The sequence below is a fragment of the Formosa sediminum genome (assembly GCF_007197735.1).
GTDB classification, from domain to species: Bacteria; Bacteroidota; Bacteroidia; order Flavobacteriales; family Flavobacteriaceae; genus Formosa; species Formosa sediminum.
The window spans coordinates 2,282,176-2,308,860 of the sequence record NZ_CP041637.1; the positions used below are offsets into that span (position 1 = coordinate 2,282,176).

At 36.0% G+C, this 26,685-nt stretch carries 15 protein-coding genes; all 15 read left to right on the forward strand.

Annotation, left to right across the window (positions count from 1 at the left end; translation table 11 throughout):
- Nucleotides 1-6: 6 nt before the first annotated feature.
- Nucleotides 7-1,479 carry a sulfatase-like hydrolase/transferase gene (locus FNB79_RS09945; protein WP_143381160.1) on the forward strand — a complete coding sequence of 491 codons (1,473 nt, stop codon included), beginning with the start codon at nucleotides 7-9 and terminating at the stop codon, nucleotides 1,477-1,479.
- Nucleotides 1,480-1,550: 71 nt separating this feature from the next.
- Nucleotides 1,551-2,993: a glycoside hydrolase family 30 protein gene (locus FNB79_RS09950; RefSeq protein WP_143381161.1), complete on the forward strand. Its 1,443-nt coding sequence runs from the start codon at nucleotides 1,551-1,553 to the stop codon at nucleotides 2,991-2,993.
- A 21-nt stretch (nucleotides 2,994-3,014) separates the two neighbouring features.
- A complete protein-coding gene (locus FNB79_RS09955; RefSeq protein WP_143381162.1) occupies nucleotides 3,015-5,015 on the forward strand; it encodes a glycoside hydrolase family 97 protein in 2,001 nt (666 codons plus the stop codon).
- A gap of 12 nt (nucleotides 5,016-5,027) precedes the next feature.
- Nucleotides 5,028-6,710: a sulfatase family protein gene (locus tag FNB79_RS09960; RefSeq protein WP_143381163.1), complete on the forward strand. Its 1,683-nt coding sequence runs from the start codon at nucleotides 5,028-5,030 to the stop codon at nucleotides 6,708-6,710.
- A 23-nt stretch (nucleotides 6,711-6,733) separates the two neighbouring features.
- Complete coding sequence (locus FNB79_RS09965) at nucleotides 6,734-9,406, forward strand: hypothetical protein (protein WP_143381164.1); 2,673 nt, start codon at nucleotides 6,734-6,736, stop codon at nucleotides 9,404-9,406.
- 10 nt (nucleotides 9,407-9,416) lie between these two features.
- Entirely contained in the window at nucleotides 9,417-10,280 is an 864-nt protein-coding gene (locus FNB79_RS09970; RefSeq protein ID WP_143381165.1) for an alpha/beta hydrolase, read from the forward strand.
- A 12-nt stretch (nucleotides 10,281-10,292) separates the two neighbouring features.
- Nucleotides 10,293-12,659, forward strand: coding sequence for a PDZ domain-containing protein (locus tag FNB79_RS09975; protein WP_143381166.1), 2,367 nt, complete (start codon nucleotides 10,293-10,295; stop codon nucleotides 12,657-12,659).
- Nucleotides 12,660-12,686: 27 nt separating this feature from the next.
- Entirely contained in the window at nucleotides 12,687-14,054 is a 1,368-nt protein-coding gene (locus tag FNB79_RS09980; RefSeq protein WP_143381167.1) for an alpha-L-fucosidase, read from the forward strand.
- Between the two features lie 89 nt (nucleotides 14,055-14,143).
- Nucleotides 14,144-15,100, forward strand: coding sequence for an SGNH/GDSL hydrolase family protein (locus FNB79_RS09985; protein ID WP_246073260.1), 957 nt, complete (start codon nucleotides 14,144-14,146; stop codon nucleotides 15,098-15,100).
- Between the two features lie 312 nt (nucleotides 15,101-15,412).
- Nucleotides 15,413-17,965, forward strand: a complete 2,553-nt coding sequence (locus FNB79_RS09990) for a beta-glucosidase (RefSeq protein ID WP_185967753.1) — start codon at nucleotides 15,413-15,415, stop codon at nucleotides 17,963-17,965.
- Between the two features lie 32 nt (nucleotides 17,966-17,997).
- Complete coding sequence (locus FNB79_RS09995) at nucleotides 17,998-18,825, forward strand: 3-keto-disaccharide hydrolase (RefSeq protein WP_143381169.1); 828 nt, start codon at nucleotides 17,998-18,000, stop codon at nucleotides 18,823-18,825.
- A 189-nt stretch (nucleotides 18,826-19,014) separates the two neighbouring features.
- The gene (locus FNB79_RS10000) at nucleotides 19,015-20,964 is read left to right on the forward strand and encodes a hypothetical protein (protein ID WP_143381170.1); all 1,950 of its coding nucleotides are present in this window, start codon (nucleotides 19,015-19,017) and stop codon (nucleotides 20,962-20,964) included.
- Between the two features lie 32 nt (nucleotides 20,965-20,996).
- Entirely contained in the window at nucleotides 20,997-23,771 is a 2,775-nt protein-coding gene (locus FNB79_RS10005; protein WP_185967754.1) for a hypothetical protein, read from the forward strand.
- A 15-nt stretch (nucleotides 23,772-23,786) separates the two neighbouring features.
- Complete coding sequence (locus FNB79_RS10010; RefSeq protein WP_143381171.1) at nucleotides 23,787-24,719, forward strand: alpha/beta hydrolase fold domain-containing protein; 933 nt, start codon at nucleotides 23,787-23,789, stop codon at nucleotides 24,717-24,719.
- 38 nt (nucleotides 24,720-24,757) lie between these two features.
- Nucleotides 24,758-26,245 carry a sulfatase-like hydrolase/transferase gene (locus FNB79_RS10015; RefSeq protein ID WP_143381172.1) on the forward strand — a complete coding sequence of 496 codons (1,488 nt, stop codon included), beginning with the start codon at nucleotides 24,758-24,760 and terminating at the stop codon, nucleotides 26,243-26,245.
- The last annotated feature ends 440 nt before the right edge of the window (nucleotides 26,246-26,685 follow it).

Sequence of the window (26,685 nt, forward strand, 5' to 3'; positions counted from 1 at the left end):
AAGCAAATGAAAAGAAGAGGTTTGATCTTATTAACATTTATATTATGTAGTGTTTTAGGAGGATGTAAAGCTAGAAAAATTCAAGGTGTTGAAAAAAGCAAGTCATCTACAGCAGTTAGTGCATTTGGGCAACCTAATATTGTAGTATTACTGTGCGACGATTTAGGGTATGGCGATTTGGCGACTTTCGGGCATCCTGTAATTGAAACTCATAACCTAGATAAATTAGCTGAAACAGGAATTAAACTTACAGATTTCTATGCAACGGCACCGGTATGTTCATCTTCGCGCGCTGGTTTGTTAACAGGTAGAAGTCCTAATCGGGCTGGTATTTATGATTTTATTCCGGGGTATAAAAAAAGTGCAGACAATAGAGATTTGGTACACTTACGTGCCGAAGAAGTGACTATTCCTCAAGTATTAAAATCTGTAGGTTACGAAACCTGTTTAGTGGGGAAATGGCATTGTTCGTCTCAATTTAATTCAGACGCACAACCACAACCAAACGATTTTGGTTTCGATTATTGGATGGCAACACACAATAATGCAGCGCCAAGTCATAAAAACCCAAGAAATTTTGTGAGAAACGGCGAAGAAGTCGGCGAAATAGAAGGTTTTAGTAGTCAGATTATTGTAGACGAAGCCATGTCTTGGTTAGATAAAAGAGATACTAATAAACCATTTTTCTTAGAAGTTGCATTTCACGAACCTCATGAACCTATTGCCTCTCCAGAAGATTTAGTACAGAAATACTTACCAAAAGCCAAAAATCATGAAGAGGCCGAATTTTTTGCCAATGTAGAAAATGTAGATTTAGCTGTAGGTCGATTATTAGAGTATTTTGAAACTCATAATATCACCAATACTTTAATCGTGTTTAGCTCAGATAACGGGCCCGAAACCTTTATGAGATACGAGCGTGCTAAAAAATCTTACGGGAGACCGGGACCTTTAAAAGGTATGAAATTATGGACCAATGAAGCTGGGTTTAGAGTTCCAGGTATTGTAAAATCGATAGGAAAAGATACCTATTCTGGAACTAGCGATGCCGTAATATCTGCCTTAGATTTCTTACCAACATTTGCCGAATTAGCAGGCGCAGAATTACCTAACAGAAAATTAGATGGCGAGTCTTTTGTGCCGCTTTTAAAATCGGGAAATTTTGAACGCGAAAAACCTTTAACATGGGCATTTTACGATGCAATTAACGACCGTCGTGTAGTCATGCGTAAAGGCGATTATAAAATTATAGCGCGTATAGAATTAGATGGTGAAACCTTACCTAATCTTCATAATTTATACGACGGAAATATTGACGAAATTAAACGCGCTAAACTCACAGATTTCGTGTTGTTTGATTTGAAAAATGACATTGCTGAATCTGAAGATATTTCAGCTCAAAAAGCAGACATTTTTAATACGATGAAAACAGAATTTGAATCGGAATATCAAGCACTATTAGACGGCAGTCATGTTTAGGTGCGTGATAACGCGAACGACCAATAACATATTTAAAAATCAGATGTAGCAACAGTTAAATAGATAAAGTAATGAGTAGATATATTAAGAATTTAGATTTTGGTTTAAGACATAGAAGCTTGTGTTTTTTGGTTTTATTATTACTATGTAACGCCATGGTATTAAACGCACAACACGCTGCAGAAGTATATTTTTTAAAATTATCTGGAGCTATTAAAGATGGTAAAATTGATGTTGAAAAATATAAAGACTCCCAAAAGAAAGCAACGAATAAAAAAATAAATCCCATTAAATTATATCCAAATATAGAATTTCAAACGTTCGAAGGTTTTGGAGGTGCTTTCAATGAAATTGGAGGTGAAGCTCTAATGGTTTTACCAAAAGATAAACAAATTGAAGTGGCGAAAAATTTATTTAATGTAAATACTGGAGCGCAATTAGTGTTTTGTAGAACAGCTGTTGGATCTAGTGATTTCGGAATTGACGCTTATAGTTATGCTGAAAAGGCAGACGATTATAATATGAGGGCTTTTTCTATTAAAAGAGAAGAGGCTTCTGTTATTCCTTTTATTAAGCATGCAATTGCGCAGAATCCAGATTTTAAACTGTTCGCTTCACCTTGGAGTCCACCAGCATGGATGAAATATTCTGGACTTATGGATCAAGGAAAAGATTTTCCTGAGAAAAATAAATTAAAAGACGAGCCTAAAATCTACAAAGCTTATGCGTTATATTTCTCAAAATATATTAAAGCTTACGAAGATAAAGGGATTACGATAGATCGTTTAATTGTTCAAAACGAAACAGATGCAAATACAGCATATCCATCTAACGATATGTCTGTAAATCAAATGAGTAAGTTTGTAGGGGCGTACTTGCGTCCGCAATTTAAAGCCGATAAAATTAATACAGAAATTTGGGCAGGAACCTTTAGGGTTCATGGCCGAATTGACGCTTTAGAATTGGCTGCAAATCCAGAAAATTTAGCTTTGTTTGATGGTATTGGAATTCAGTATACGTCTTCAAAATATATCCAAGATATGAATGCATTATATCCTAATGGTAACACCATGCATACAGAAGGAAATTGCTTTAACGGAAAAAATACTTGGGATCAGGCCGCAACGCGTTTAAAAGAAGTAGCACAATACTTTAATTATGGCATTCCAAATTATTGCTATTGGAACATGATTTTAAATGAAACAACAGAAAGTGGTTGGGATTGGGCACAGAATTCATTAATAAATATAGACCGTAACACTAAAACGGTTACTTATAATCCAGACTATGCTGTATTTGCATTTATGAGTCAGTATTTGGTGCCAGGCTCTAAACGTATTGCAAATTATTCTAAGGACGAATTAATTTCAGTAAAACATGATAATAAGATTTTTGTTTTACTCCAAAATGATAACGATTTACCTAATTCTTATGAATGTCAGATTGAAGACGGAGAGAAACAAATCGTAACGCTACCTGCTAAATCATTAGCCGTAATTGTTTTAAATATTTAAACGAAATAAGATATAATGTAAATGAATAAAAAACTGATACATAATTTAACTTATTACTGCTTGTTTATTGTAATGAGCGGGTTATTGTATTCATGCGATAATTCTAGAACAAGTATTGAAGTTACGTCTCCAGATGCAACTAAAAAGATGGTGTTTCTTGAAGGGGAAAATAACAACGATGTCTCTTTTTCTGTATTTTATAATCAGAATGAAGTCATTCAAAGTTCGGTATTAGAACTAATGTCTGAAGAATTAAATTTCAAAGGAACTGTTACGGTTGACAATATAGAAACAACTTCAGTAAATACAACGTGGACCTCTAGATTTAATGAGTTAAGTACGATTCCAGACCATTATAATCAGATAAAAATATATTTAAAACAAGGCGATGCAAAAGTGAATATCATTGCTAGAGCTTACAATGAAGGTGTGGCTTTAGCTTACGAAATTCCTGAACAAGGCAACCTTACCGAAATTGATTTAAATGAAAACATGCATTATAATTTCGATAACGATTACGAGCTGTGGTCTACCCCAAAACGTGAAAAAGGCGTATTAACGGCTCAAGGCGAGTACAAAAAAATTCCAATTTCAGCTTTACAAGAAGGTGCCGAACGTCCGTTAGTAATTGAGATAAACGATACGGTTAAAATTGCATTGGCAGAAGCCCGTTTGGTAGATTATGGGCGAATGAGTTTTAATAAAGGCACAACATCGCCGTATAGTATTGTATCGACCCTTGATGGTAAAATGGGAGAACAAAAACAAGATACTATTACAGGAGCTGTTATTTCCGAACGCAAAAACGATGGCGCTAAAGTGCATAAAACCTTACCATTTCAATCGCCTTGGCGCGTGGTAATGATGGGGAACAGTCATGGCGAGTTATTAGAACATAATTATTTAATTCAGAATTTAAATCCGCCATCAGAAATAGCAGACGACTCTTGGATAACGCCAGGAAAAGTACTTCGTGAAACGACCTTAACAACGCAAGGAGGTATGGCAGCTATCGATTTTGTAGCAAGTCATAATATGCAATATGTGCATTTTGATGCGGGTTGGTATGGTAATGAAATGGATAATGCCTCTGATGCTACAACTATTACTTTAGACCCGAAACGCTCTAAAGGACCTTTTGACATTGAAGCCATTACAAAATATGCTACAGAAAAAGGTGTGAAGGTTATGCTTTATGTTAACCGTCTCGCTTTAGAAAATAAATTAGACGAGGTCTTACCTGTTTTAAAAAAATGGGGTGTTTCTGGCATAAAATATGGTTTTGTTCGGGTGGGCGACCAAGATGCAACCGCTTGGATGCACAAGGCCGTAAAAAAAGCCGCAGAATACGAAATGGTATTAGATATTCATGATGAATACAGACCAACAGGATTCTCTAGAACGTATCCTAATTTGTTAACTCAAGAAGGGATTCGTGGCGATGAGGAAACGGTGCCAAACGCACATACCTTAATTACTATGTTTACCCGAAGTTTAGCAGGTGCCGCAGATAATACGGTGTGTTATTATAACAGTCGCGTAGATAAAATGGGGTCGCATGCCTCGCAATTGGCTAAAACGGTTTGTATTTTTAGTCCACTACAATTTTTATACTGGTACGATAAAGCGCCATCAGCACCAATTAAAGACGATGGACTTTGGGGCGATACGCGTACCATTGGTAACGAGCCAGAACTAGAATTTTTTAACGCCGTACCCACCACTTGGGACGAAACTAAAGTGTTACGAGCAGATATTGGAGAATTAGGAATTATAGCACGTAGAAAAGGTAACGATTGGTTTGTTGGCGGAATAAATGGTGTTACACCACATGATGTGACTCTCGATTTTTCATTCTTAGAGGAAGGAGCATCTTACAAGGCGAAAGTGTATACAGACGATGAGACTGCAAACACCAGAACTCAAGTAAAGATTGAAGAGAAAGATATCACAAACCAATCAAAATTAAATCTTAGCATAGACAGTAATAATGGTTTTGCTATGCACATTACTAAAGAATAAACGCTAAAGGTCATGAAAAATAAAGTTAGCATGTTAAAATACGTTGTAGTTTGCTTGTGTTTAAGCATTCTAGGATGTAAATCTAAAGAAGAACAACAACCAGAGGTTAAAAAGGAAATAAAAACACTGCCTAAGGAGCGTCCCAATATCATTTTTATGATGTCCGATGACCACGCCTATCAAGCCATTAGCGCGTATAGCGACCATTTAATTCAGACACCAAATATAGACCGTATTGCAGACGAAGGTATTTTATTTACCAATGCTTGTGTCTCGAATTCCATTTGTGCGCCTTCAAGAGCAACTATTTTAACAGGAAAACATACTCATATTCATGGAAAAGTGGATAATGTATTTCCGTTTGATGAGTCGCAGATGACGTTCCCTCAATTACTTCAAGAGGCAGGCTATCAAACCGCGATGTTTGGAAAATTACACTTCGGAAACAATCCAAAAGGGATAGACGAGTTTAAAATTCTTCCGGGTCAAGGACAATATTATAATCCAGATTTTAATACCAACGACGGAAAAATTACCGTAGAAGGTTATGTTACCGATATTATTATGGACATGACTTTAGATTGGTTACAAAACAGACGCGACGAAAATAAACCGTTTATGTTATTCTCTATGCAAAAAGCACCACACAGAGAGTGGTTGCCAGCGCCAAGACATTTTAAGGAATACACTAAAAAGACGTTTGTAGAGCCAGAAACTTTATTTGATGATTATGAAGGGCGCGGCACAGCGGCAAAAACTGCAGAAATGAATTTGTTAGAGCATATGAACTGGGCTGGAGATTCTAAACTATACCCAGAAATGATGGCAGAACTAGGCATTCCAGATAAGTCGGGTTGGGATTTAGAAGCGTTTGAACGTGAAGTTGGACGTATGAATCCAGAACAACGTGCGGTATGGGATTCGGTTTACAGACCTATGATGGAGGAGTTCAAGGAAAACTATCCAAATATGAATGAAACCGAATTAATGAAATGGCGTTACCAACGTTATATGCAAGACTATTTAGGATGTATTGCTTCGGTTGATGAAAATGTGGGACGTTTATTAGATTATTTAGATGAAACCGGTTTAGACGAAAACACCATTATTGTTTACACGTCAGACCAAGGATTTTATTTAGGAGAACACGGTTGGTTCGATAAGCGTTTTGTGTACGACGAATCCTTTAAAACTCCATTACTTATCAAATGGCCAAACGTCATTACACCAGGAACAACAAATACTGAAATGGTACAAAATTTAGATTTTGCACAAACCATTTTAGAAGCTGCTCATGTAGTACCACCATCAGATATGCAAGGTGAAAGTTTAATTCCATTGTTATTAGGAAACGATGAGGCATGGACAAGAGATGCTGTGTATTACCACTATTATGAATATCCAGGAATTCATATGGTAAAAAGACATTACGCCATTATTACCCAAGAGTATAAATTAGCACATTTTTATTATGATGTAGATGAATGGGAATTATACGACCGTAAAAAAGACCCGAACGAAATGACGAATGTAATTAACGACCCTGCTTATGCCGATGTGGTTGTGAAACTTAAAAAACAATTAGCAGATTTAAGAGCGCACTACGGCGATAGTTCTGAACTAGACCAGGAAATCTTACAGAAATATTTGGAAGCCAAAAACAATCCAGATATCGAAACCGTACCCTTACATTAATTTGAAAGATAACATATAATACCATGAAATTTTCAGTCTTATTAACCTTAGCGATAACATTCTGTTTAAATACCGTAACCATACAGGCCCAACAAACGGCCGAACACCCACGGTTGTTTGCAAAAACCAACGAAAGAGTAGGTTTAAAACAAAAAATAGAAACAGAAGATTGGGCAAAAGCATCGTATAGTGCTTTAGTCGAAGAGGTGGAGCCATATGTAAATCGTCATACAACAGATCCAGAATGGATTGTATCGCGATTGGCGATGTATTGGAAGGACGGCGAACACTTTACACAATGTTACATTAAAGGACAAGATTGGGATTATGGTGAAGGAAATGCACCCATTCCAACAGTGCGTTTACCAGGTATGCGTAAATGGAACGATTATGTAAATGTGCCATTAGAAGATAGAATTCCTTATAACGAATCTGGAGATATGTTAGGCATTAGCCGTTCTAAATCCGATAAAACACCAGTGTTAATTCCGTATAAGGAAACAGGGCATATGATTCGTGCCAATAATATGGAGATTTTAAAATTGGCAGAAAAATCAGCTTTCCTTTATTATATGACCCAAGATGAAAAATATGCGAAGTTTTCAGCAGATATTTTTTGGACTTGGATGTTAGGAACTTATTATATGAATCCACCTTTAGATCCTGAAGAGTCTGCCGGCGGACCAGGAGGATACGAGCCAGGCGGAATTTTAGGCTATTACGATTACGAAGTGATTCACGACGACCGACAAATTCCTATGGCGATTACATACGATTTTCTTTATGATTATCTCAATGCTAATCCTCATAAGCACTTAAAAGAAATAAATAAAACTACGGTAGATGTGTCTAGTGAAGTGTTTAAACGTTTTATAGAAATAGGATTGGTACGTGGTGGTAAAAAAGGAAACTGGAATGTAAACCGGTATAAAAACATTTTAGGAAGTATGTTGGTGTTAGAGTCTAATTCATTTTATAAAGATGGTAAAGGACGCGAATATTACATACCGTTTTACACTGAAAAATCGGGAGATCATTATGAGGGTTTACCAGAAATAATGGCAAATTATGATACTGAAACTGGATTGTGGCCAGAATCACCAGGCTATGCGTCGGGAATGATTCCTACAGTATTAGAAATGGGATTGCAATTGTATAAATCTGGAGTGAATACGCTCGCTGGAAATCCAATTATTGAAAAAGCAGCATTGGCTAATTTAGGCTGGTTAGACGCCCGTGGAAATCTAGTGGTGTTTGGCGATATGCGTGGTGGCGCTTTTAATATGTCGGCTTTTGAATCGTTATTAACCTATTCGACTTGGAAAGGTGATGATAAAACGGCGAAAACCATGGCTACGGTGATCAAGAAAAATATAGAGAATGGTCAATACGATAGAAATAAATCGAATTGGCAAGATATTATTTTCAATCAAACATTACCTGAGTCGGGAAGCGAATTACCTTATCACAGATCGGCGTATTCAAAATTTCATAGACACATGATTTTAAGAAATGGAAATGACGAGGAAAACGGATTAATGTTTACATTATACGGCGGACGCTATCAATCTCATTTAAGTAAAAACGGATTAGCCATGCAGTTTTACGGTAAAGGCTGGGCATTAGCGCCAGATGCTTCTGCTTACGAATCGTATTGGTCACCAGATGCAGGCTATCATCGTGGTATTACAGGATCTAACACTATAATTCCTGGATATAAAAATGGAGATATTACTGTTAATGCTATGGATCCAAAAACAGTAGATGACGGTTTTTATAATACAGAAGTGACTTCTAAAAATGTATCGTTCGCAGATGTTTCAGCAGACGAAAAACGTCGTGTTGTAGCCATGATTCGCACTTCTGAAACTACGGGATATTATGTAGACGTGTTTAGATCAGACCAAGATAATAACGATTATATTCATCATAATTTAGGTCATCAGGTAACATTAAAAAATACAAAAGATGCGCCTTTAGAAGTGAAAGCTGTTAGCAATTTAGGTACTGCATACGATAAAAATTACAGTTTCTTTAATAACCCAAAAAAGATAAAGTATACAGACGATTTTAATGCCACTTGGGATATTAATACGGTATCCCCAGAATTGCATGTAAATATGTGGATGCAAGGACAAGAAAATCGTGAGCTGTATGTGGTAGATGCGCCACCAACAACCTTACGCGATGATATTACACCTGGACAAATTAATAAAAGTCCGCAATCTACACCAACGCTAATTGTACGTCAGAATGGGATAAATGCTAAAAGTCACCCGTTTGTTGCTGTGTTTGAGGCTTATGAAAGCGGACAAAAATCAATAAAAAATATATCTAAGCTTGGAGAATATGCTGATTTATCGAGTCTAAAAATCGAATCGAAAAACAGTACACAAATTATTTGTAGTGCTATAGTTGCTAATAAAACATTTAAACCAACTAAAGGGCTAACCTTTCAAGGAACTTTGGGAGTAGCTTCAGAAAAACATGGTAAATTTGAATATCTATATTTAGGTGAAGGAAAGTTGTTACAATGGAATAATGTCAGTATAGAAGCAGTTGAAGGAAACGTTTCAGCAGAACTGAGATACGAAGATGGTAGATATTTTTATTCATCTGATAAACCCTTGAAAATTTCCCTTAAAAAAGGGAAGGCTAAAACCTATCCAGCCGGATATAATATTGAGATTAAATAAGTAAAAAGAGATGAGATTAATATCTGCTATAAGTTGTTTTATAATATTATTTGTTCAAATTTCATGTTCTAAAAACTCATTGGAATATCCCGTTCCAGAACACGTAGTATATAAAATTATTGAAGATGATACTTTAACCATGGATTTGTATAAACCTAATGGATTTAAAAAAGATAGTGTATATCCTACATTAGTGTTCTTTTTTGGTGGTGGATGGATTGGAGGTAGTGTAGATCAGCTTAGACCTCAAGCCGAGTATTTTGCTTCTCGAGGTATGGTAACCGTTTTAGTAGATTACCGCGTTAAAAAGAAACATGGAACTACTCCGTTTGAGGCTGTAGCCGATGCGAAATCTGCAATGCGCTTTTTAAAAACACATGCAAAATCTTTTCATATTAAAAAAAATAAGATAATAGCTTCTGGAGCATCAGCTGGCGGACATTTAGCTGCAGCAACAGCAATGCTTCCAGGATTGGATGAAGCAGGAGAAGACCTTAAAGTAAGTACAAAGGCACAAGCTTTAATTTTATATAATCCGGTTATAGATAATGGGCCAGGAGGTTATGGGTATGAACGTATTGGAGACCGTTATACCGAAATTTCACCTATGTATAACATTTTTAAAGATGTGCCTCCAACACTTATTTTTCAAGGCACCAAGGATAAACATATACCTAATGGTACTATGGAAAATTATAAAGCGAAAATTGAAGCAGTTGGTGGACGTTGTGAGCTTCATTTATATGAAGGTCAGTTACATGGTTTTTTCAATAAAGGAAGACAACCTGATGATAAATATTATATAGAAACCACTTTGGCAGCAGACGAGTTTTTACAGTCATTACACTATTTAAAAGGAAAATCAACAGTTTAAATCAAGATGTTTATGAAATTTTTTCAGATTTTAACATTTTTATACTGTATATGTATTTTAAGTTCGTGTGAGTCAGATCAAGAACAAAAAATTATTTACGTTTCTAAAACCAAGGTAGAAATGCCTAATGGAACGCAAGCATTGCCGTTTCAAGATTTAGAGGCTGCAGTAGAAAATGCGTATGAATTAAGACGTCTTAACCCAGAACTGCCAATCGAAATAAAATTAAAACCTGGCGATTATTATTTGACTCAAGCCATTACAATTACTCCAGCTTTAAATGGTTTAAAAATTACGGGTACTTCTCCCAAAGAGGTACGCATAAAAGGATCTGAAATCCTGCACCCTACATGGGAGGCGTTTAACGACAATATCGTTGTAAGTACGGTGCCAGAGCATTTAGATTTCGACCAGTTAGTTGTGAATGGTGAACCACAGATTTTGGCGCGGTATCCCAACTACGATGCAGATGCGCAGTATTGGAATGGTTCTGCTCCCGATGCGATTTCTAAAGAACGTATTGCAACTTGGAGCAATCCAAAAGGTGCTTATTTTCACGCGCTTCATGGCGGAAAATGGGGCGGTTTTCATTTCACCATTACTGGTGTAGACGAGCAAGGTGAAGCCATTTTAGAAGGCGGGCAACAAAATAATAGAGGCTCGCGATCACATGCAGAATTTAGAATGGTAGAAAATGTGTTCGAAGAATTAGACAGTCCGGGAGAATGGTTTTTAGACAAAGCGTCTCATAAATTATATTATTGGCCAAAAGAAAACACCAATTTAGAGGATTCTACTATAGAAGTGGCTGTACTAAAAGATTTAATTCAGGTGGTGGGAACTCTAGAGGAACCTGTTAAAGATGTTGAGATAAGTGGTATGTCATTTCAGCATACCAAACGTACTATCATGGAAGATTACGAACCTTTATTACGTAGTGATTGGTCTATTTACAGAGGAAGTGTTGTGTTTTTTGAAGGGACTGAAAATTGTATCGTACAGGATAACGAATTTGTACATTTAGGCGGAAATGTTATAATGGCAAGTAAGTACAATAGAGGCCTTCAAGTTACAGGTAACCATATCCACGATAATGGTGCCAGTGCTGTATCCTTTGTGGGCGACCCGTCTGCCGTGCGTTCTCCTTCTTTTAATTATGGTCAGTTTGTAGATTTAAAAGATATGGATACCCTAGCAGGATCCAAAAATGAATTATACCCCAGAGACTGTATTGTTGAAGACAATTTAATTCACCGCATTGGTAGAATAGAAAAGCAAACTGCAGGTGTAGAAATTGCCATTGCAATGGATATTACTGTGAGTCATAACAGTATTTACGATGTGCCTAGAGCCGGAATTAATATTGGAGACGGTACTTGGGGCGGCCATGTTTTACAATTTAACGATGTGTTTAATACGGTTTTAGAAACGCACGATCACGGATCGTTTAATTCTTGGGGTCGTGACCGGTTTTGGCATCCAAAACGCGGTGTTATGGATAGTATTACAACCAAAATTCCAGATATGTATACTTGGGATGCTGTAAAAACAACCATTATTAGAAACAATCGCTTCCGTTGCGATCACGGTTGGGATATAGATTTAGACGATGGTTCTTCAAATTATCATATTTATAATAATCTGCTGTTAAATAGCGGACTTAAATTACGTGAAGGATTTAATAGAGTCGTTGAAAATAATATCATGGTGAATAATTCTTTACATCCGCATGTGTGGTTTGCCAATAGTGAAGATGTATTTAAGCACAATATTGTAGGTAATGCTTATCAAGATGTTGGGTTATTAGGTTGGGGAAAAGAGTTAGATTACAACCTCTTTCCTAATGAAGAATCCATGATGAAGTCTCAAATTTACGACCGCGATTTACATAGTGCTTATGGCGATCCGCAATTTAAAGATCCTGAGCATTTAGATTTTACAGTAGCAGAAACCTCACCAGCATTAAAATTGGGCTTTACAAATTTTCCTATGGATAAATTTGGAGTACAAAAACCAGAATTAAAGGCGCTTACAAAAACGCCAGAAGTTCCCGTTATTAAGGATCCTTCAGAAAACACGAGTAGCCCTGTTGTGGCTTGGTTAAGAAATCAGTTAAAATCTGTAGATTCACCTCAAGAGCAATCGGCTTACGGATTAAATACGGCAGAAGGCGTAATTGTATTGCGTATTTGGAAACCAAGTCCGGCTGTACAAAATGGAGGAATAAAGAAAGGAGATGTTATTCTTCAGGCCGCCGGACAACCAGTAAAAACAGTACAAGATTTTTTCAGAATAAATGTGGAACATCCAGATGATGAAATGGATCTTGTGGTGATGAGAAATCAAACCGAAACACCAATAAAAATAAGAACAAATTAATTGAAAGTAAATTAACAAACTATGAAAATGAAAACGTTAAGGAATATGACTCTACTGGTAGTATTGATCATGTTAAATTTTGGATCGGCTATGGCGCAAGCAAGTTTTAAGAAAAAGCTGTCAGACGACGATCGTATGGAATGGTGGAGAGATGCCAAATTTGGGATGTTTATTCACTGGGGAGCATACTCTATTATTGGAGGCGAACGCGGTTCAAAAATAGCAGGCGGTGGCGCAGAATGGGCCATGGATAAATTAGATTATACTGTTGAAGAGTATGAGAAATATCCAGAAATGTTTAACCCGCAATTATTCGATGCAGATGCATGGGTTAAAATGGCTAAAGATGCAGGGATGAAGTATATTGTAATAACCTCTAAACACCACGAAGGGTTTGCGTTATGGGATTCTAAAGTGTCTAAATACGATGTAATGGATACAGCACCGTTTAAACGCGATGTGCTAAAAGAATTATCTGAAGCTTGTAAAAAACAAGGTATTAAATTTTGTGTGTACTATTCTATTGTAGATTGGCACCACCCACAAGCGCAAGGGAACTTATATCCTAATTATAACATTGCACAACATGACGACCCTTCTGTTGTAAATCCAGAATTTCCTAAGTATTTTCAGAACTATATGAAACCTCAGGTTAAAGAATTATTAACCAATTATGGCGATATAGGAGTGGTATGGTTTGATGGCGATTGGATTACCGATTATACTACAGAAATGGGGAAAGAATTATACGATTTTATCCGTGACATACAACCAAATACTATTGTAAACAATAGAGTAGATAAAGGACGTACTGGAATGGACGGTATGAATAATAAGCCAGGAGAATTTGCAGGAGATTTTGGGACACCAGAACAGGAAATTCCAGATACAGGAATCGATTCTGACTGGGAAGCGTGTATGACCATGAATGGAACTTGGGGTTACAAACCAGACGATAATAATTGGAAAAGTAGTGAGGATTTAATTGAAAAGTTAGTAGACATCGTTTCTAAAGGTGGTAACTTCTTATTAAATATTGGACCTGATGGTTTTGGAAGATTCCCAGCGCAAAGTATTCGTCGTTTAGATGCTATGGGACAATGGACTAAAAAGAACGGAGAAGCTATTTATGGCGCTTCAGCAAGCCCATACGAAAAACCAAAATGGGGACGTTACACCCAAAAAGATGGTGTTATATATGCGCATGTTTTCGATTGGCCTAAAGATGGATTGTTAAAACTAAACAAAGCTATTAAGTTCAAAAAAATAACGCTATTAACAGATCCAAACACAGAGTTAAAAGCTTTAGGTACCTCTAGAGAAGTTATTGTAGAAGTACCAATGTTGGCTCCAGACAGCCCCGTTTCTGTAGTGAAAATTGAGTTGGCTAAGTAATAGGAATTATTGTTAGAAAATAAAGAAGCAGACAAACAGTTTTAGAGCGGTTTGTCTGTTTTAGTTTAATAATATATGAAAAAATAGAAATGGCGAATATTTGCAAAATCAGTTTAGTGTATACCGTAGTCTTTATTTTAAATATGGGAATTGGATTCTCTCAAACCATACCTTTTGAAAAACCAAATTGGGGAGCCTATACACAAGATGGCGAAGACGGTTTTTTGTTAGCGCATATTTTTATATGGCCAGAAGATGGTAAATTGGTTTTAGATAGAGCTATTAAACCAAGGGAAGCTAGATTACTTTCAGACCCCGATAAAAAGATAAAAATAAGATTAGTTGATGGAAAATTAACTGCATTTTTACCAAAGAAAGCTCCGCTTGAACAAGTATCTGTATTAAAAATACAATTAACGCTTACTGAAGATTGGGCAAATTTAGAACGTTACAGTCAAGCTAATGCCGAATTAAAAGCACCAATTAAAAAAGAAAATCGCGTGGTGTTTATAGGGAATTCTATAACCGATAATTGGGATAGGGATCATGTTGTTTTTTTTCAAGATAATCCAAATTACGTGAATAGAGGAATAAGCGGACAAACAAGTGCACAAATGTTGTTGCGTTTTAGACCAGATGTGATTGAGTTGAAACCCAAAGTGGTCGTGATTTCAGCCGGTACAAACGACATTGCAGGAAATAGAGGGTATATAGAATTAGATCGTATCGCAGGTAATATTTTTTCAATGGTAGAGTTAGCAAAAGCTAATAATATTAAAGTCATATTAGCATCTGTACTTCCAGCAAGTAGTTATTCTTGGAGTCCGTCTATAGAACCAGCAGATAAAATTATCGAGCTGAATACCCTTTTAAAAGCGTATGCAAAGAGAAATAAGATAATCTATTTAGATTATTATACAGCTATGGTAAATAATGAAAAAGGTTTAAAACAGGAATTGGGGAGGGATACCGTACATCCTAATGTAGACGGTTATCTTATTATGGAACCAATGGTTAAAGCAGCAATATCTAAAGCTTTAAAATAATTTTTAACATTTTAATTATAAACGGCTTCATAACTACTTTAGATAAGTAATTATGAAGCCTTTTTCATAAAAGGCTATGTAACTTCCTTAAAATTCTATCAATACCAAAAACAGATCATAATTTATAGGTCTTGGATGATGAGTTATATATTTTATATTTTATAATTGATAGTATTGTGAATATAAATAATATATAAGTTGTCATGAGGCTTTTTAGTTCGTTTTAAATATTAAAAAAGCAGATTCGATTCTTAAAGACCTTGTACTGTATACTTTGAAAGAATGGTAAAGAGAAAGATAAATAAAGCAGTTATGAAAAAATACATGCTATTAGCTGCTTGTTGTGTTTCAATGTTTTTGGTGGAGACCAGTGTAGCACAAGATCGGACAGCACTTCATAAGCATGCAACCAAGCAAGCGAAAAACCTGATAAAACAAATGACTTTAGAGGAGAAAGTCAGGTTAATAGAAATGACAAATTTGCCAATAGAGCGTTTAGATATTCCGGAACATCATTGGTGGAATGAAGCATTGCATGGCGTAGCGCGTCGTGGAGAAGCTACGCAGTTCCCAGTACCACTTTCTATGGCTTCTGGTTGGAATCCGTCCTTAATAAAAGACATGACCACCGCAATTAGTGATGAAGCTCGTGCTCTAAATAATAAAGATGCTGTCGAAGATAAAGCAAAACGATATCACGGTTTAACTTTATGGAGTCCAGTTATAAATATGGCACGTGATCCACGATGGGGACGTACAGAAGAAACCTATGGGGAAGATCCCTTTTTAACCACAGAACTTGCATCTGCTTTTGTAAACGGATTGCAAGGAGATCATCCAAATTATTTAAAGACTGTAGCGACTATAAAACATTTTGTTGTAAATAATACTGAACATAACCGTTTGCATGTGCGTCCAAATGTATCGGAGCGTGCATTACGAGAATATTATTTTCCAGCGTATCGCGATGTCATTGCTCGCGAAGATGTAGAATCTATTATGACAGCCTATAATGGTTTAAACGGTATTCCGTGTTCCGTAAATACATGGTTGTTAACGGATATTTTACGCAATGAATGGGAATTTAACGGAACTGTGGTAACCGATGTTGGAGTACCAGGACATTTGATAGAGCAACATAAATATGCTAAAAATGGACCAGAAGCTGCTATGATGATGATTACTGCTGGTGTAGATGTGTATTCGGGATCGGACAGAGCTAGAGAAATTAACGAGAGAGAGTGGTCTAAGCAAGCCGTAGAACAAGGGTTAATGAAAGAGTCCGATTTAGATCAAGCGATTATTCGTAGTCTAGCTACTCGTATTAAATTAGGACTTTTACGTTCAGACGAAGATAATCCGTATACTAAAATATCAACAGATGTGGTTGGTTCAGAAAAACATTTAGCTATTGCTAGACAAATTGCACGAGAGGGTGCTGTGTTACTGCAAAATAAAAACAATGTGCTTCCTGCAACTCCAGAAAAGTATAAATCTATTCTTTTTGCCGGACCTTATGTTAATGATGCGCCTTTTGGAGCTTACAGCGGAAATGCCGCAGGTATAGCTGCAACGCCTATGTTTGGTATGCAAGAAATCGCAGGAAATCAATTTGAAATCAAAAGTCAGTTAGGCGGGAAGTGGTTATTCATTCCGGAAGGCAATTTAAACGTTCCTGGAAAGCCAGAGACTAAAGGTGTAGTAGGAGAATATTTTGCAGGTACTAAACTCGAAGGTCATCCTATTTCGGTGAGAACAGATCGTGGTTTCGATTTGGATTTGCCAAAACCGTTAGCCCATATAGACCCAGAAATTCCACAGCCTACGTTTTCGGTACGTTGGACTGCAGAATTAACGCCCAATCGTACAGGACTTCATTATTTTTCAATGGCGGCATTAAGCGGTGCACGTGTGTGGATAAACGATCAAAAAGTATTAGATAATTGGCATAGTAAAGCACCGCATAACGAAGAATCTCAAGGGGTTTTTCTAGAAGCTGGTAAAGCAGTAAATTTAAAAGTAGAATATTATAATGAAGAAGCAGAGCCTGCTCGTGCCTTATTAAAATGGGTGGAACCCCAAGAGGTTGTTGTTGTAGAGCATCCAGAAGATAAATTACTAATATACGTGGGTGGACTTACTTGGAGAATGTCTAAAGAATCTCATGATCGCATGAATTCTATTTTACCACAAGATCAGATGGAAGAAATTAAAGCACTAGCAGCTATATACCCTAATATGTTAGTTGTACTAAATGGTGGAACAGTAGTGCAGTTATCTGAGTTGAATGACATCGTGCCATCAATTCTTTTACAATGGTTTCCAGGGCAAGAAGGAGGTTATGCTTTAGCTGAATTAATTACAGGAAAAGTGAATCCTTCAGGACATCTTCCACTTACATTTTACACCGATCCTGATAAATTACCAGATTTTGAAGATTACGAAATCAGTAAAGGAAGAACATATATGTATATGAAAAATAATGTGACCTATCCATTTGGGTATGGTCTAAGTTATACGTCCTTTGACTATTCAGGATTAAAAATCACTCAGCATAAAAAAGAAGTCACGGCTGTTTTAGATGTGAAAAACTCAGGTGTTATGGATGGCGATGATGTGATTCAACTATACGTTACCAACTTAGATTCTAAAGTATATCAGCCAATTCGTCAATTAAAAGCATTTAAAAGAGTTTCTATTTCAAAAGGTGACACGGAGCAAGTAGAGTTACATTTTTCTATAAACGATATGCAGTGGTGGGGTGTGAGTAAACAAAAATATGTTGTAAATCCTGGTCGTTACGAGATTCAGATTGGAAAGTCTTCAGCAGAAATTGTACAGAAACAGATTATCACCGTCAAATAACTAAACTAGCTAACCAACTAACTAAAACTATAATGAAAATAAAACAATTAAACGGGTCTATACTTTTAGTTTTAATCGTGATTTTTAATACTATGATTGTTAATGCGCAATCTAAAGCTAAATCTAACCAAAGATTTGAACCTCTATTTAACGGTAAAAATTGGGATGGTTGGCATCTTAAATTAAGAAATGGCGATGCAGAGATGGTTAAAAAAGTCTTTGCCATTGAAGATGGTGTGGTACATGTCTTTAAGCATATGCCAGATAGTTTAAATCTTAATACAGGCGAAAATGCAACGCATGGCTTGTTTTATACCAATAAAACATATAGTAAATACATCTTGAGATTTGAGTATAAATGGGGACGTAAAATAACGAATAATTTTGATAGGTGGCAATATGATGCTGGCGTGTATTATCATGTATCCGACGACAAAGTATGGCCTACAGGAATAGAATATCAAATTAGATACAATCATCTTACCAACACAAATCATACAGGCGATTTAATTAGACCTAAAGGCGCAGGTTATGATTGGTTTTCTACTAAAGATGGTAAACATTTTCTTGCTCCAAACGATGGTGGAATCCCTAAAGACAAAAGTAATTGGATACATTTAGCAACACCAACCAAAAATTACAATGCATTAAACGATACTTGGAATACCTGTGAAATTATTGTTATGGGTGGTGAATATACCATTCATAAATTAAATGGGGATATTGTTAACATGGCTTTCAATTTAACACCGGAAGAAGGCATTATCGGATTTCAATCGGAAACAGCAGAAATTTATTATCGTGATATAGAAATTAAAGAATTTGAGAGTAGTATTCCAAATTATATGGTGTTATTGTAAACTAATATAACAGTAACACTCAATATATAGTGGGAATTGGGCATAATGAAACATAGTTTATAGGGAATGAACTATGATTTAGAAGCTTTTTAAAATAAAAAAGATAACATTGTTACACCAAGATAATATCTGGATTTCAGAGTTATCTTTTTTTGCTTGTGGTGTAATGTAATGTTAAAAAAAAGTATCGTGTTACAATTTAAAATTAATATTAAAATCCTTTTTGTGCTATTAGCGTTACCATTAGTTGTGGGCTGCGCTAGGGAAACTAAAAAAGACTCAGTTGAGTCTTTAAACATAGAAACCTATTTAAAAGCTGCTAGCTCAGATACGCTTTATCCATCTGATGCACAAATAGCGATGCTTGAAAAAGTAATACCTAAAGAGGCTTTTCAGCCTGCTCCAAAAATCACAGACCGTACGTATTGGAATGCTATTGCAGCGTCTTCCTCTGGACAAGCTTATTTAGAAAAAGCAAAATCATTATTAGAAAAAGCGCCGGAAGTGCCTATTTCAGATAGTATTTATCGTGTAGCCAATAGAGATGGAAATCGTGGAATTTACAAACCTAGGTATTATAGAACCATGGATAGATTAGAACATTTTATTCTTGGCGAATGTATTGAAAATCAAGGTGATTTTTTAACTCAAATAGAAACCTATGCGAATGCTATTATGTCAATGAAATCTTGGGTACATCCAAATCATGACGATAACAATAACGGGATTTTAGAAGGACGACGTGTATCTATAGATTTAGGTGCGCGTAAATTTGGTTCGGTTTTGGCAATTGCCGATGCGCTTTTAGCAGAGAAGTTGCCAGAACAATTGCGAACAGATATTGCTAACAATATTCAAAGACGGCTTACAGATACGTATTTGAAAAGTACTAAATATTCAGATGAAAATAATACATGGATTACTAGTACAAGTAACTGGAATTCGGTCTGTACTAGTGGAACCATTTTAGCTACGATTACAAATTCTAAAGATTATGATAAACGTATAGCCGCAATAGGTTCTGCTTTAAATAGTATGACTTATTATTTATCAGGTTTTGGAGACGACGGTTATTGCTCGGAAGGTTTAGGATATTGGGGTTACGGCTTCGGTCATTATTTATATTTAGCGCAGTTGTTATACGATTATTCGGATGGGCAAATCGACTTATTTAAATTTGATAATCCAGAAAAAATGCGAAACGTTGGGAATTTTCCTGAGAATTTTGTCATTCAAGACAATCGTTGTGCCCCTTTTGCCGATGGTGTTTCTAGAGTTTCAAGTACAGGTAGTAATTTTGCTAATATTTTGTCAGCCCATTATTATTCAGCCATAAAACCTACAGAGATTCGTTTAGAAGAAGCTGCCGAACAACTTATGGTGTGGAATCATCCATCCTTATTTGAAATAAATGATAAAGCTCAAGAACCTCAATTACCAAATCATACTTATTTTGATGATTTTGGAATGGTTATTTCTAGAGGAAAACAACACACACCATTTTCAATTGCTATAAAAGGAGGTCATAATAAAGAAAACCATAACCATAGCGATGTCGGAACTTATACTTTGGTGCTAGGTCAAGATATCATGTCTGGAGATATTGGAGCACCGTCGTACAGAGCTGGAGCATTTTCACCTGACAATCCTGCACGGAGTTCTTGGGGACATCCCGTTCCAAAATTTAATGATATTTTACAATCTAATGGTATAGAGCGTAAAGGAATATTTAAACAAACCGATTTTAAAGAGGATACAGATGAAGTGGTTATAGATTTAAAAGCGGCTTACGATTTCCCTGCATTAGATGTTCTGGAAAGACATATGACTAACAATAAATCAGGCTCAGGAACAATTACTATTGAAGATTATTTTGTAGCCAAAGAAGCAGTAACCTTTGAGACCGCCATAATGACTTTAAACGATTATAAAATTATCGATAATAATACGGTGATTCTAACGTCCGAAAATCAGAAGGTAAAAGCAGAGATTAAAGGTGAAGGCTTTAAGATTAGCATTATAGATGAGCTTGTACCAGTAGAGCATTTACGCGAAGGTGGACCAGCTTATCGTATAGGCATACAGGCCGACCGTGTGGCCAATACAGGAAAAATAAGCGTGGTGTATACACCACTATAAAATAAAATTAACAAACAAACTAACTAAAATTTATGTGTTCAATTTATACGCATGGCTATTTAAAAACCATTAAAACAGGACTTTTAGCATTAGGGATTAGCGTTTTGTCTGTAACCATGTTTGCCCAAAAATCAAGTAAAATTCCTTTACCTAGTCAATTAGAACAAGCTTATCCGCGCATTTACATTACGCAGTCCGAAAAAAAAGACTTACAAAAAACCATAAAAAAAGAAGCTTGGGCCCAAGAGGTTTTAAAAGGTATTCACGACCGTATCGATCATTATGTCGAGCAGCATAAAACCGATCCAGAATGGATGGTTTCTAGACTTCAAATGTATTGGAAAACCAAATCAACTAATGTGTATGTCAATGGAATCAACTATTCACACGCCGATGGAGAAGCACCAGTTCCAACAGTTCGTTTTGTAGGATCTCGCGATTACACCACACCATATGGCACACCAAAATTAGAAGATATTAAACCCTATATGGACGATCCTAGAGGGTTATGGCTTCCAAATAGAACTAAAGAAGGTAACCCGTTTGAATGGGCAGAAATTTCTAAAACAGGTCGTGTCATTTACAGTATAAACGAAAGAATTATTGAGTTAGGACGAGATGCCGCGTTTACATATTGGTTAGAACATGACCCGGCTTATGCGCAATTTGCTTACGATATTTTTCATACGTATATGGAAGGTATGTCGTACCGAAGCGAACCTATAGATGTATTAAATGGTCACATTCAAACTCTAGTTGGTTTTACTAATTTTCAAGTCATTCACGAAAATGTATTAATAGATATTGCAGAACTTTACGATTTTCTACATCCTTATATCGAAGCGAATCATGCGAAGCATATCGCCATGTACGATACAACCATCAAGCGTTGGATAGATCAGATTATTAAGAACGGAGTACCACAAAATAACTGGAATTTACATCAAGCTAAGATTATTCTAAAAGCAGCGATGGTATTACAGGATAATAAAAATTACGACGATAATAAGGGCCGTGAGTATTATATCGATTATATTTTAAATGTAACCTCTACACGCCAATGGTCATTAAACAAATTCATGGATTATGGTTACGATAAAAGTAATGGGGTTTGGGCAGAATGTCCTGGATATTCCCTAGGAGTGACTAAAGATTTAACGCATTTTATGGAAGATTTTAATAACACCTTCGATCATAATATTTTACCATATATGCCAGTTATGGAAACGGCTGTAAAGATGTTACCTCAATATGTGTTTCCTAACGGACAAACAGTTGCTTTTGGAGATAGTAATTACGCAGCCTTAAGTACCGATGCTTTTGATGATATGATTCGTATTGCTCAAAAAACAGGAGATCAAGAGATGGAAGAAGATTTTACAGGTTTGTATAAGTTATTTTCAAAAAACTCTAAAGACGGTAAAGTGAGACAATCTAAAGCAAATATCAGTTCGTTTTTTGCCAGTAAACCTTTAGAACTTAATCCAAAGTTTAAAAAAGCAAATCTAGCAGATTATGTCACTCAAACCTTTTATGCACCTAATGTAAGCTGGCACGTACAACGTATGGGAACAGGTAAAGATGGTATGATGGTATCGCTTAACGGATCGCTTGGTAATCATATGCATGCCAATGGAATTAATATGGAATTGTACGGAAAAGGATTTGTACAAGGAGGAGATCCCGGAAAAGGTGCTAGCTATTTACAGCCTATTTATTTAGAATATTATTCTCAGTTTCCTGCACATAATACGGTTATGGTAGATGGGGTGTCTTCGTATACCGAAATGCTGAGTTATCATGCATTCGAATTAAAGGGTGAATACCCTAAGTCAGAACAAAAAACAGGGTATTATAAAGATATAACGTATTCCGATGTGTATTTCTTAGAGCCAGAAACGCAAAGCGACCAAACCCGATTAGTTAGTATTGTAAAAACAGGAGAAACTACGGGCTATTATATTGATGTGTTTAGATCTAAAAAGCAACGTGGAGGCGATAAATTTCACGATTATTTCTATCATAATTTAGGACAGACTATGCGCATTATGGATACAACAGGAAACCCGTTACCGTTGCAACCAAGTGATGAAATGGGATTCGCAGGCGGGCATTTATATGCGTTAGATTATATGTGGGATAAACAATCGAAGAAAACAGCAGCCGATTATCAAGCAGAATGGAAAATTGATATGCCTGAAGGTGAAGACGATGTGTTTATGAATTTATGGATGAAAGGAACAGAAGGGCGTGAAGTATTTTCAATTAAATCACCTCCTAATAAAGCCTTTAAAGGAAATAGTGGTTTGCCTTACGAGGTAGACAAAGCACCGTATTTAACACTTGCAGCGCGACAACACGGCCCTGCCTGGGAGCAACCTTTTGTTTCTGTTTACGAACCGTTTACTTCAGCCCAAGGCAAAAGCATAAAAAGAGTATCTAGTTTTGAAGATGAAAATGGAAATTCAGAGTTTGTAGGATTACATATTACACATAAATCGGGTAGAGAAGATGTGGTGTTTTCTTCAGCAAATCATAAAAATGTAAAATATAAAGACATTGAAACAGATGCCACCTATACCTTGCTTGGTACAGAAACTAATGATGATTGGGTTTTGTTTATTGGAAACGGAAAACAAGTTAAAGCAAACCGATATACCATTTCTAGTACAGAATATGGTAATGTTGTTTTAAAACAAGAACAAGGCAAACTTATGTTACATAATGAAGTCCCTATAGACATCTCTTTTAATAATAACATTACCACTTTTGAAGAAGGTAGTCTTAGAGTCATAAACGTGAACTAAAAAGCAAGAGTTACCATGAATTATCAAATAAATATTTTGTGTACACTATTCTTTTGCATCTGTACACCACTACTTGTTTGGGCACAAAATGCTAAGGAACAAGAAATTCTAGATACTTTTCTGCATAAAGAAAAATTGGTGTATAAAACTGTAGATGGACAAGATTTAGATATGACTATTTTTTATCCAAGTCCAGAACTAATGTCTGCGAAAAATCCTTGGATGATGTATGTTCATGGTGGCGGATGGGCAGGAGGTAGTCCATATAATATTCTTAAAAAAGCGACTTTAGAAACACTTAAAAGCCTTTTAGGTCAGGGGGTGATTTGCATAGCTATAGAGTATAGATTGGCAAAAGGAGAGACTAATGCTTACGATGCGGTTGTAGATGCTAAAGATGCTGCTCGATTTTTATTAAAGCATGCAAAGCAATACAAACTCCATAAAAAACAATATGGAATATGGGGTGGTTCAGCTGGAGGTCATTTAAGTTTAGTAACTACTTTAGGTAATAATTCCAATTTTAAAGGAGAGACAGAATTTGCTAGATATAAACCAAAATTTAAATGTGTGGTCTCTTATTTTCCGTTTACATCGTGTTTAAACCCGGACTTAAGACCAAATTCTATTTTTGAAGATGGTAAACTTTTTGAAAGATTATTAGGTGCTCCTTTAGCAGAAAAACCAGAACTCGCAAAATTATTGAGTCCAACAGAATTATTAAGAAAGAGTAGTCCTCCTATTTTATTAATTCACGGAGATAAAGATACAGTGCTTCCTATCATAAATTCTACATACATGCTAGAGGTTTCCAAAGAAAAAAAAGCAAATGTTGAGTTACTCACTATTAAAAATGCTGGACATAGTTTTCATGGCGAATCTATTTCACCATCTATAACCGAATTAAATAAGTATGCTGTTGCATTTATAATGAGTCATTTAAACTAAAAAATATCAATATATCAAATACTTTAATATAATAATAGATGAAATTTTTAAAATTTTTTATTTTTACCATAATTGTATTAGTTACAATTTCTGAAATAGGCGAATCGAAAACAGAAACATCAGCTCATACTATTGAAAAACGTCCAAACTTTCTGTTTGTGTTAGTCGACGATCAATCGCCTTTAGATTTACAAATTTATAATGCAAAATCAATTCTAGATACGCCTAATATCAGTAAATTGGCAGAAGAAGGTATTGTGTTTGAAGACGCCCGACATATGGGGTCTATGAACGGCGCTGTGTGTACACCATCACGGCACATGATTATGAGCGGACGAACGCTTTGGCATTTGCCTCCAAGTGCACAGTTTCAAAAACAAACAGGGCCTCATGAAATAGACGACCAAACTATAGGTGCAATTTTTAATCGGGCAGGGTATAAAACGATGCGTACCTGTAAAAAAGGAAATTCTTATCCTGGAGCAAACCGACAATTTACAGTAGTTCATGATGCAACAAAACGAGGCGGTACAGAAGAGAGTGGAAGCGCATGGCACGCTAATCAGGTGCTAAGTTATCTAGAAGATCGAGAACAAACCCAAGAGGAAGCTCCGTTTTTTATCTATTTCGGATTTTCACATCCACACGATACCAGAAACGGGACCCCAGAATTGTTAGAAAAATATGGAGCGATTAATCATAAAGATCAAAATAGCTTACCACCGTTAAATGAAAAACAACCACAATTACCAGAGAATTATCTAGAGGCTCATCCGTTTTTTCACGGACATCCAGCGCTTAGAGATGAAGAACGTGTGAGTGGCGTTTGGAAAAATAGAGATGAAAACACAATACGTAATGAATTAGGACGCGAATTTGCATGCTCAGAAAATATAGACATTCAGTTGGGAAAAGTTCTAAAACAACTTGAAAAAACAGGTGAATTAGACAATACTTATATTATTTATACTTCCGATCATGGCATGGCTATAGGAAGACATGGACTACAGGGTAAGCAAAATTTATACGAGCATACCTGGCGTGTACCTTTTATAGTGAAAGGTCCAGGTTTAGATACTGGTAAACGTGTAAAAGGGAATATGTACTTGTTAGATGTCTTACCAACTTTATGCGATTTAGCAGGGATAGATATTCCTGAAACTGTCGAGGGGAAAAGCATTGTTCCGGTGCTAAAAGGACAACAAGATGAGGTTAGAGATGTGATGTACGGCGTATATGCAGGAGGTACAAAACCAGGAATGCGCGCTGTAAAAAAAGGCGATTGGAAATTAATAAAATACGATGTCATGGACGGTACGGTTAGAGAAACACAACTCTTTAACTTGGCCAAAAACCCAAATGAATATCTTCCTGAACATCATAAATCTGGAGATATGGAAACCAATTTAGCCGATAATCCAAAATATGCAGACAAGTTAGCTGAGATGGAAGCTCTATTACTTGAAGAAATGGTTACTCATGATGATCCGTATAGATTATGGGATCAGCCACAAATACAAAAGTAAAAAGTATGAGTAATTTACGACACAAGACATAGTATACCTTAAAAATATGATGGTGTTTTTGTTTTCCTAATAGTTTTAAATGGTATGCAAGGGGGGTATAAAGAGCAGATAGAACGGATTAAATCTAGAGCAACTTGGTAGACGCTGTATTAAGGAACTTCCAATTCTTAATGGACTTTATGAGACTACCGAGCGGCCTAAATTTGAAATTATCAGTATGGTTGACGATAGCTATGTAAAAGAATTAGAAGCACCAATTAGAAAGTATGTCATCTTATAGTCACAAATGATTACAGACGATAGAAACATAATTAAAGAGAAATACAGAGTTACAGTATATCCAACCACATTTCATAAATCTAGAAGGTGTAATTATTGAGAAAAATTTATGCAGTGAAAATTTGTAACAAAGCATTGATAGACTAATTAAAGTGAAATAA

What these genes read in the sequence shown, in the direction of transcription:
- FNB79_RS09985 (WP_246073260.1), top strand. Translation starts at nt 14,144, where the DNA reads ATGGCGAATATTTGCAAAATCAGTTTAGTGTATACCGTAGTCTTTATT.
- FNB79_RS09980 (WP_143381167.1), top strand. Translation starts at nt 12,687, where the DNA reads ATGAAAACGTTAAGGAATATGACTCTACTGGTAGTATTGATCATGTTA.
- FNB79_RS09975 (WP_143381166.1), top strand. Translation starts at nt 10,293, where the DNA reads ATGAAATTTTTTCAGATTTTAACATTTTTATACTGTATATGTATTTTA.
- FNB79_RS09965 (WP_143381164.1), top strand. Translation starts at nt 6,734, where the DNA reads ATGAAATTTTCAGTCTTATTAACCTTAGCGATAACATTCTGTTTAAAT.
- FNB79_RS09995 (WP_143381169.1), top strand. Translation starts at nt 17,998, where the DNA reads ATGAAAATAAAACAATTAAACGGGTCTATACTTTTAGTTTTAATCGTG.
- FNB79_RS09955 (WP_143381162.1), top strand. Translation starts at nt 3,015, where the DNA reads ATGAATAAAAAACTGATACATAATTTAACTTATTACTGCTTGTTTATT.
- FNB79_RS09970 (WP_143381165.1), top strand. Translation starts at nt 9,417, where the DNA reads ATGAGATTAATATCTGCTATAAGTTGTTTTATAATATTATTTGTTCAA.
- FNB79_RS10005 (WP_185967754.1), top strand. Translation starts at nt 20,997, where the DNA reads ATGTGTTCAATTTATACGCATGGCTATTTAAAAACCATTAAAACAGGA.
- FNB79_RS09950 (WP_143381161.1), top strand. Translation starts at nt 1,551, where the DNA reads ATGAGTAGATATATTAAGAATTTAGATTTTGGTTTAAGACATAGAAGC.
- FNB79_RS09960 (WP_143381163.1), top strand. Translation starts at nt 5,028, where the DNA reads ATGAAAAATAAAGTTAGCATGTTAAAATACGTTGTAGTTTGCTTGTGT.
- FNB79_RS09945 (WP_143381160.1), top strand. Translation starts at nt 7, where the DNA reads ATGAAAAGAAGAGGTTTGATCTTATTAACATTTATATTATGTAGTGTT.
- FNB79_RS09990 (WP_185967753.1), top strand. Translation starts at nt 15,413, where the DNA reads ATGAAAAAATACATGCTATTAGCTGCTTGTTGTGTTTCAATGTTTTTG.
- FNB79_RS10010 (WP_143381171.1), top strand. Translation starts at nt 23,787, where the DNA reads ATGAATTATCAAATAAATATTTTGTGTACACTATTCTTTTGCATCTGT.
- FNB79_RS10015 (WP_143381172.1), top strand. Translation starts at nt 24,758, where the DNA reads ATGAAATTTTTAAAATTTTTTATTTTTACCATAATTGTATTAGTTACA.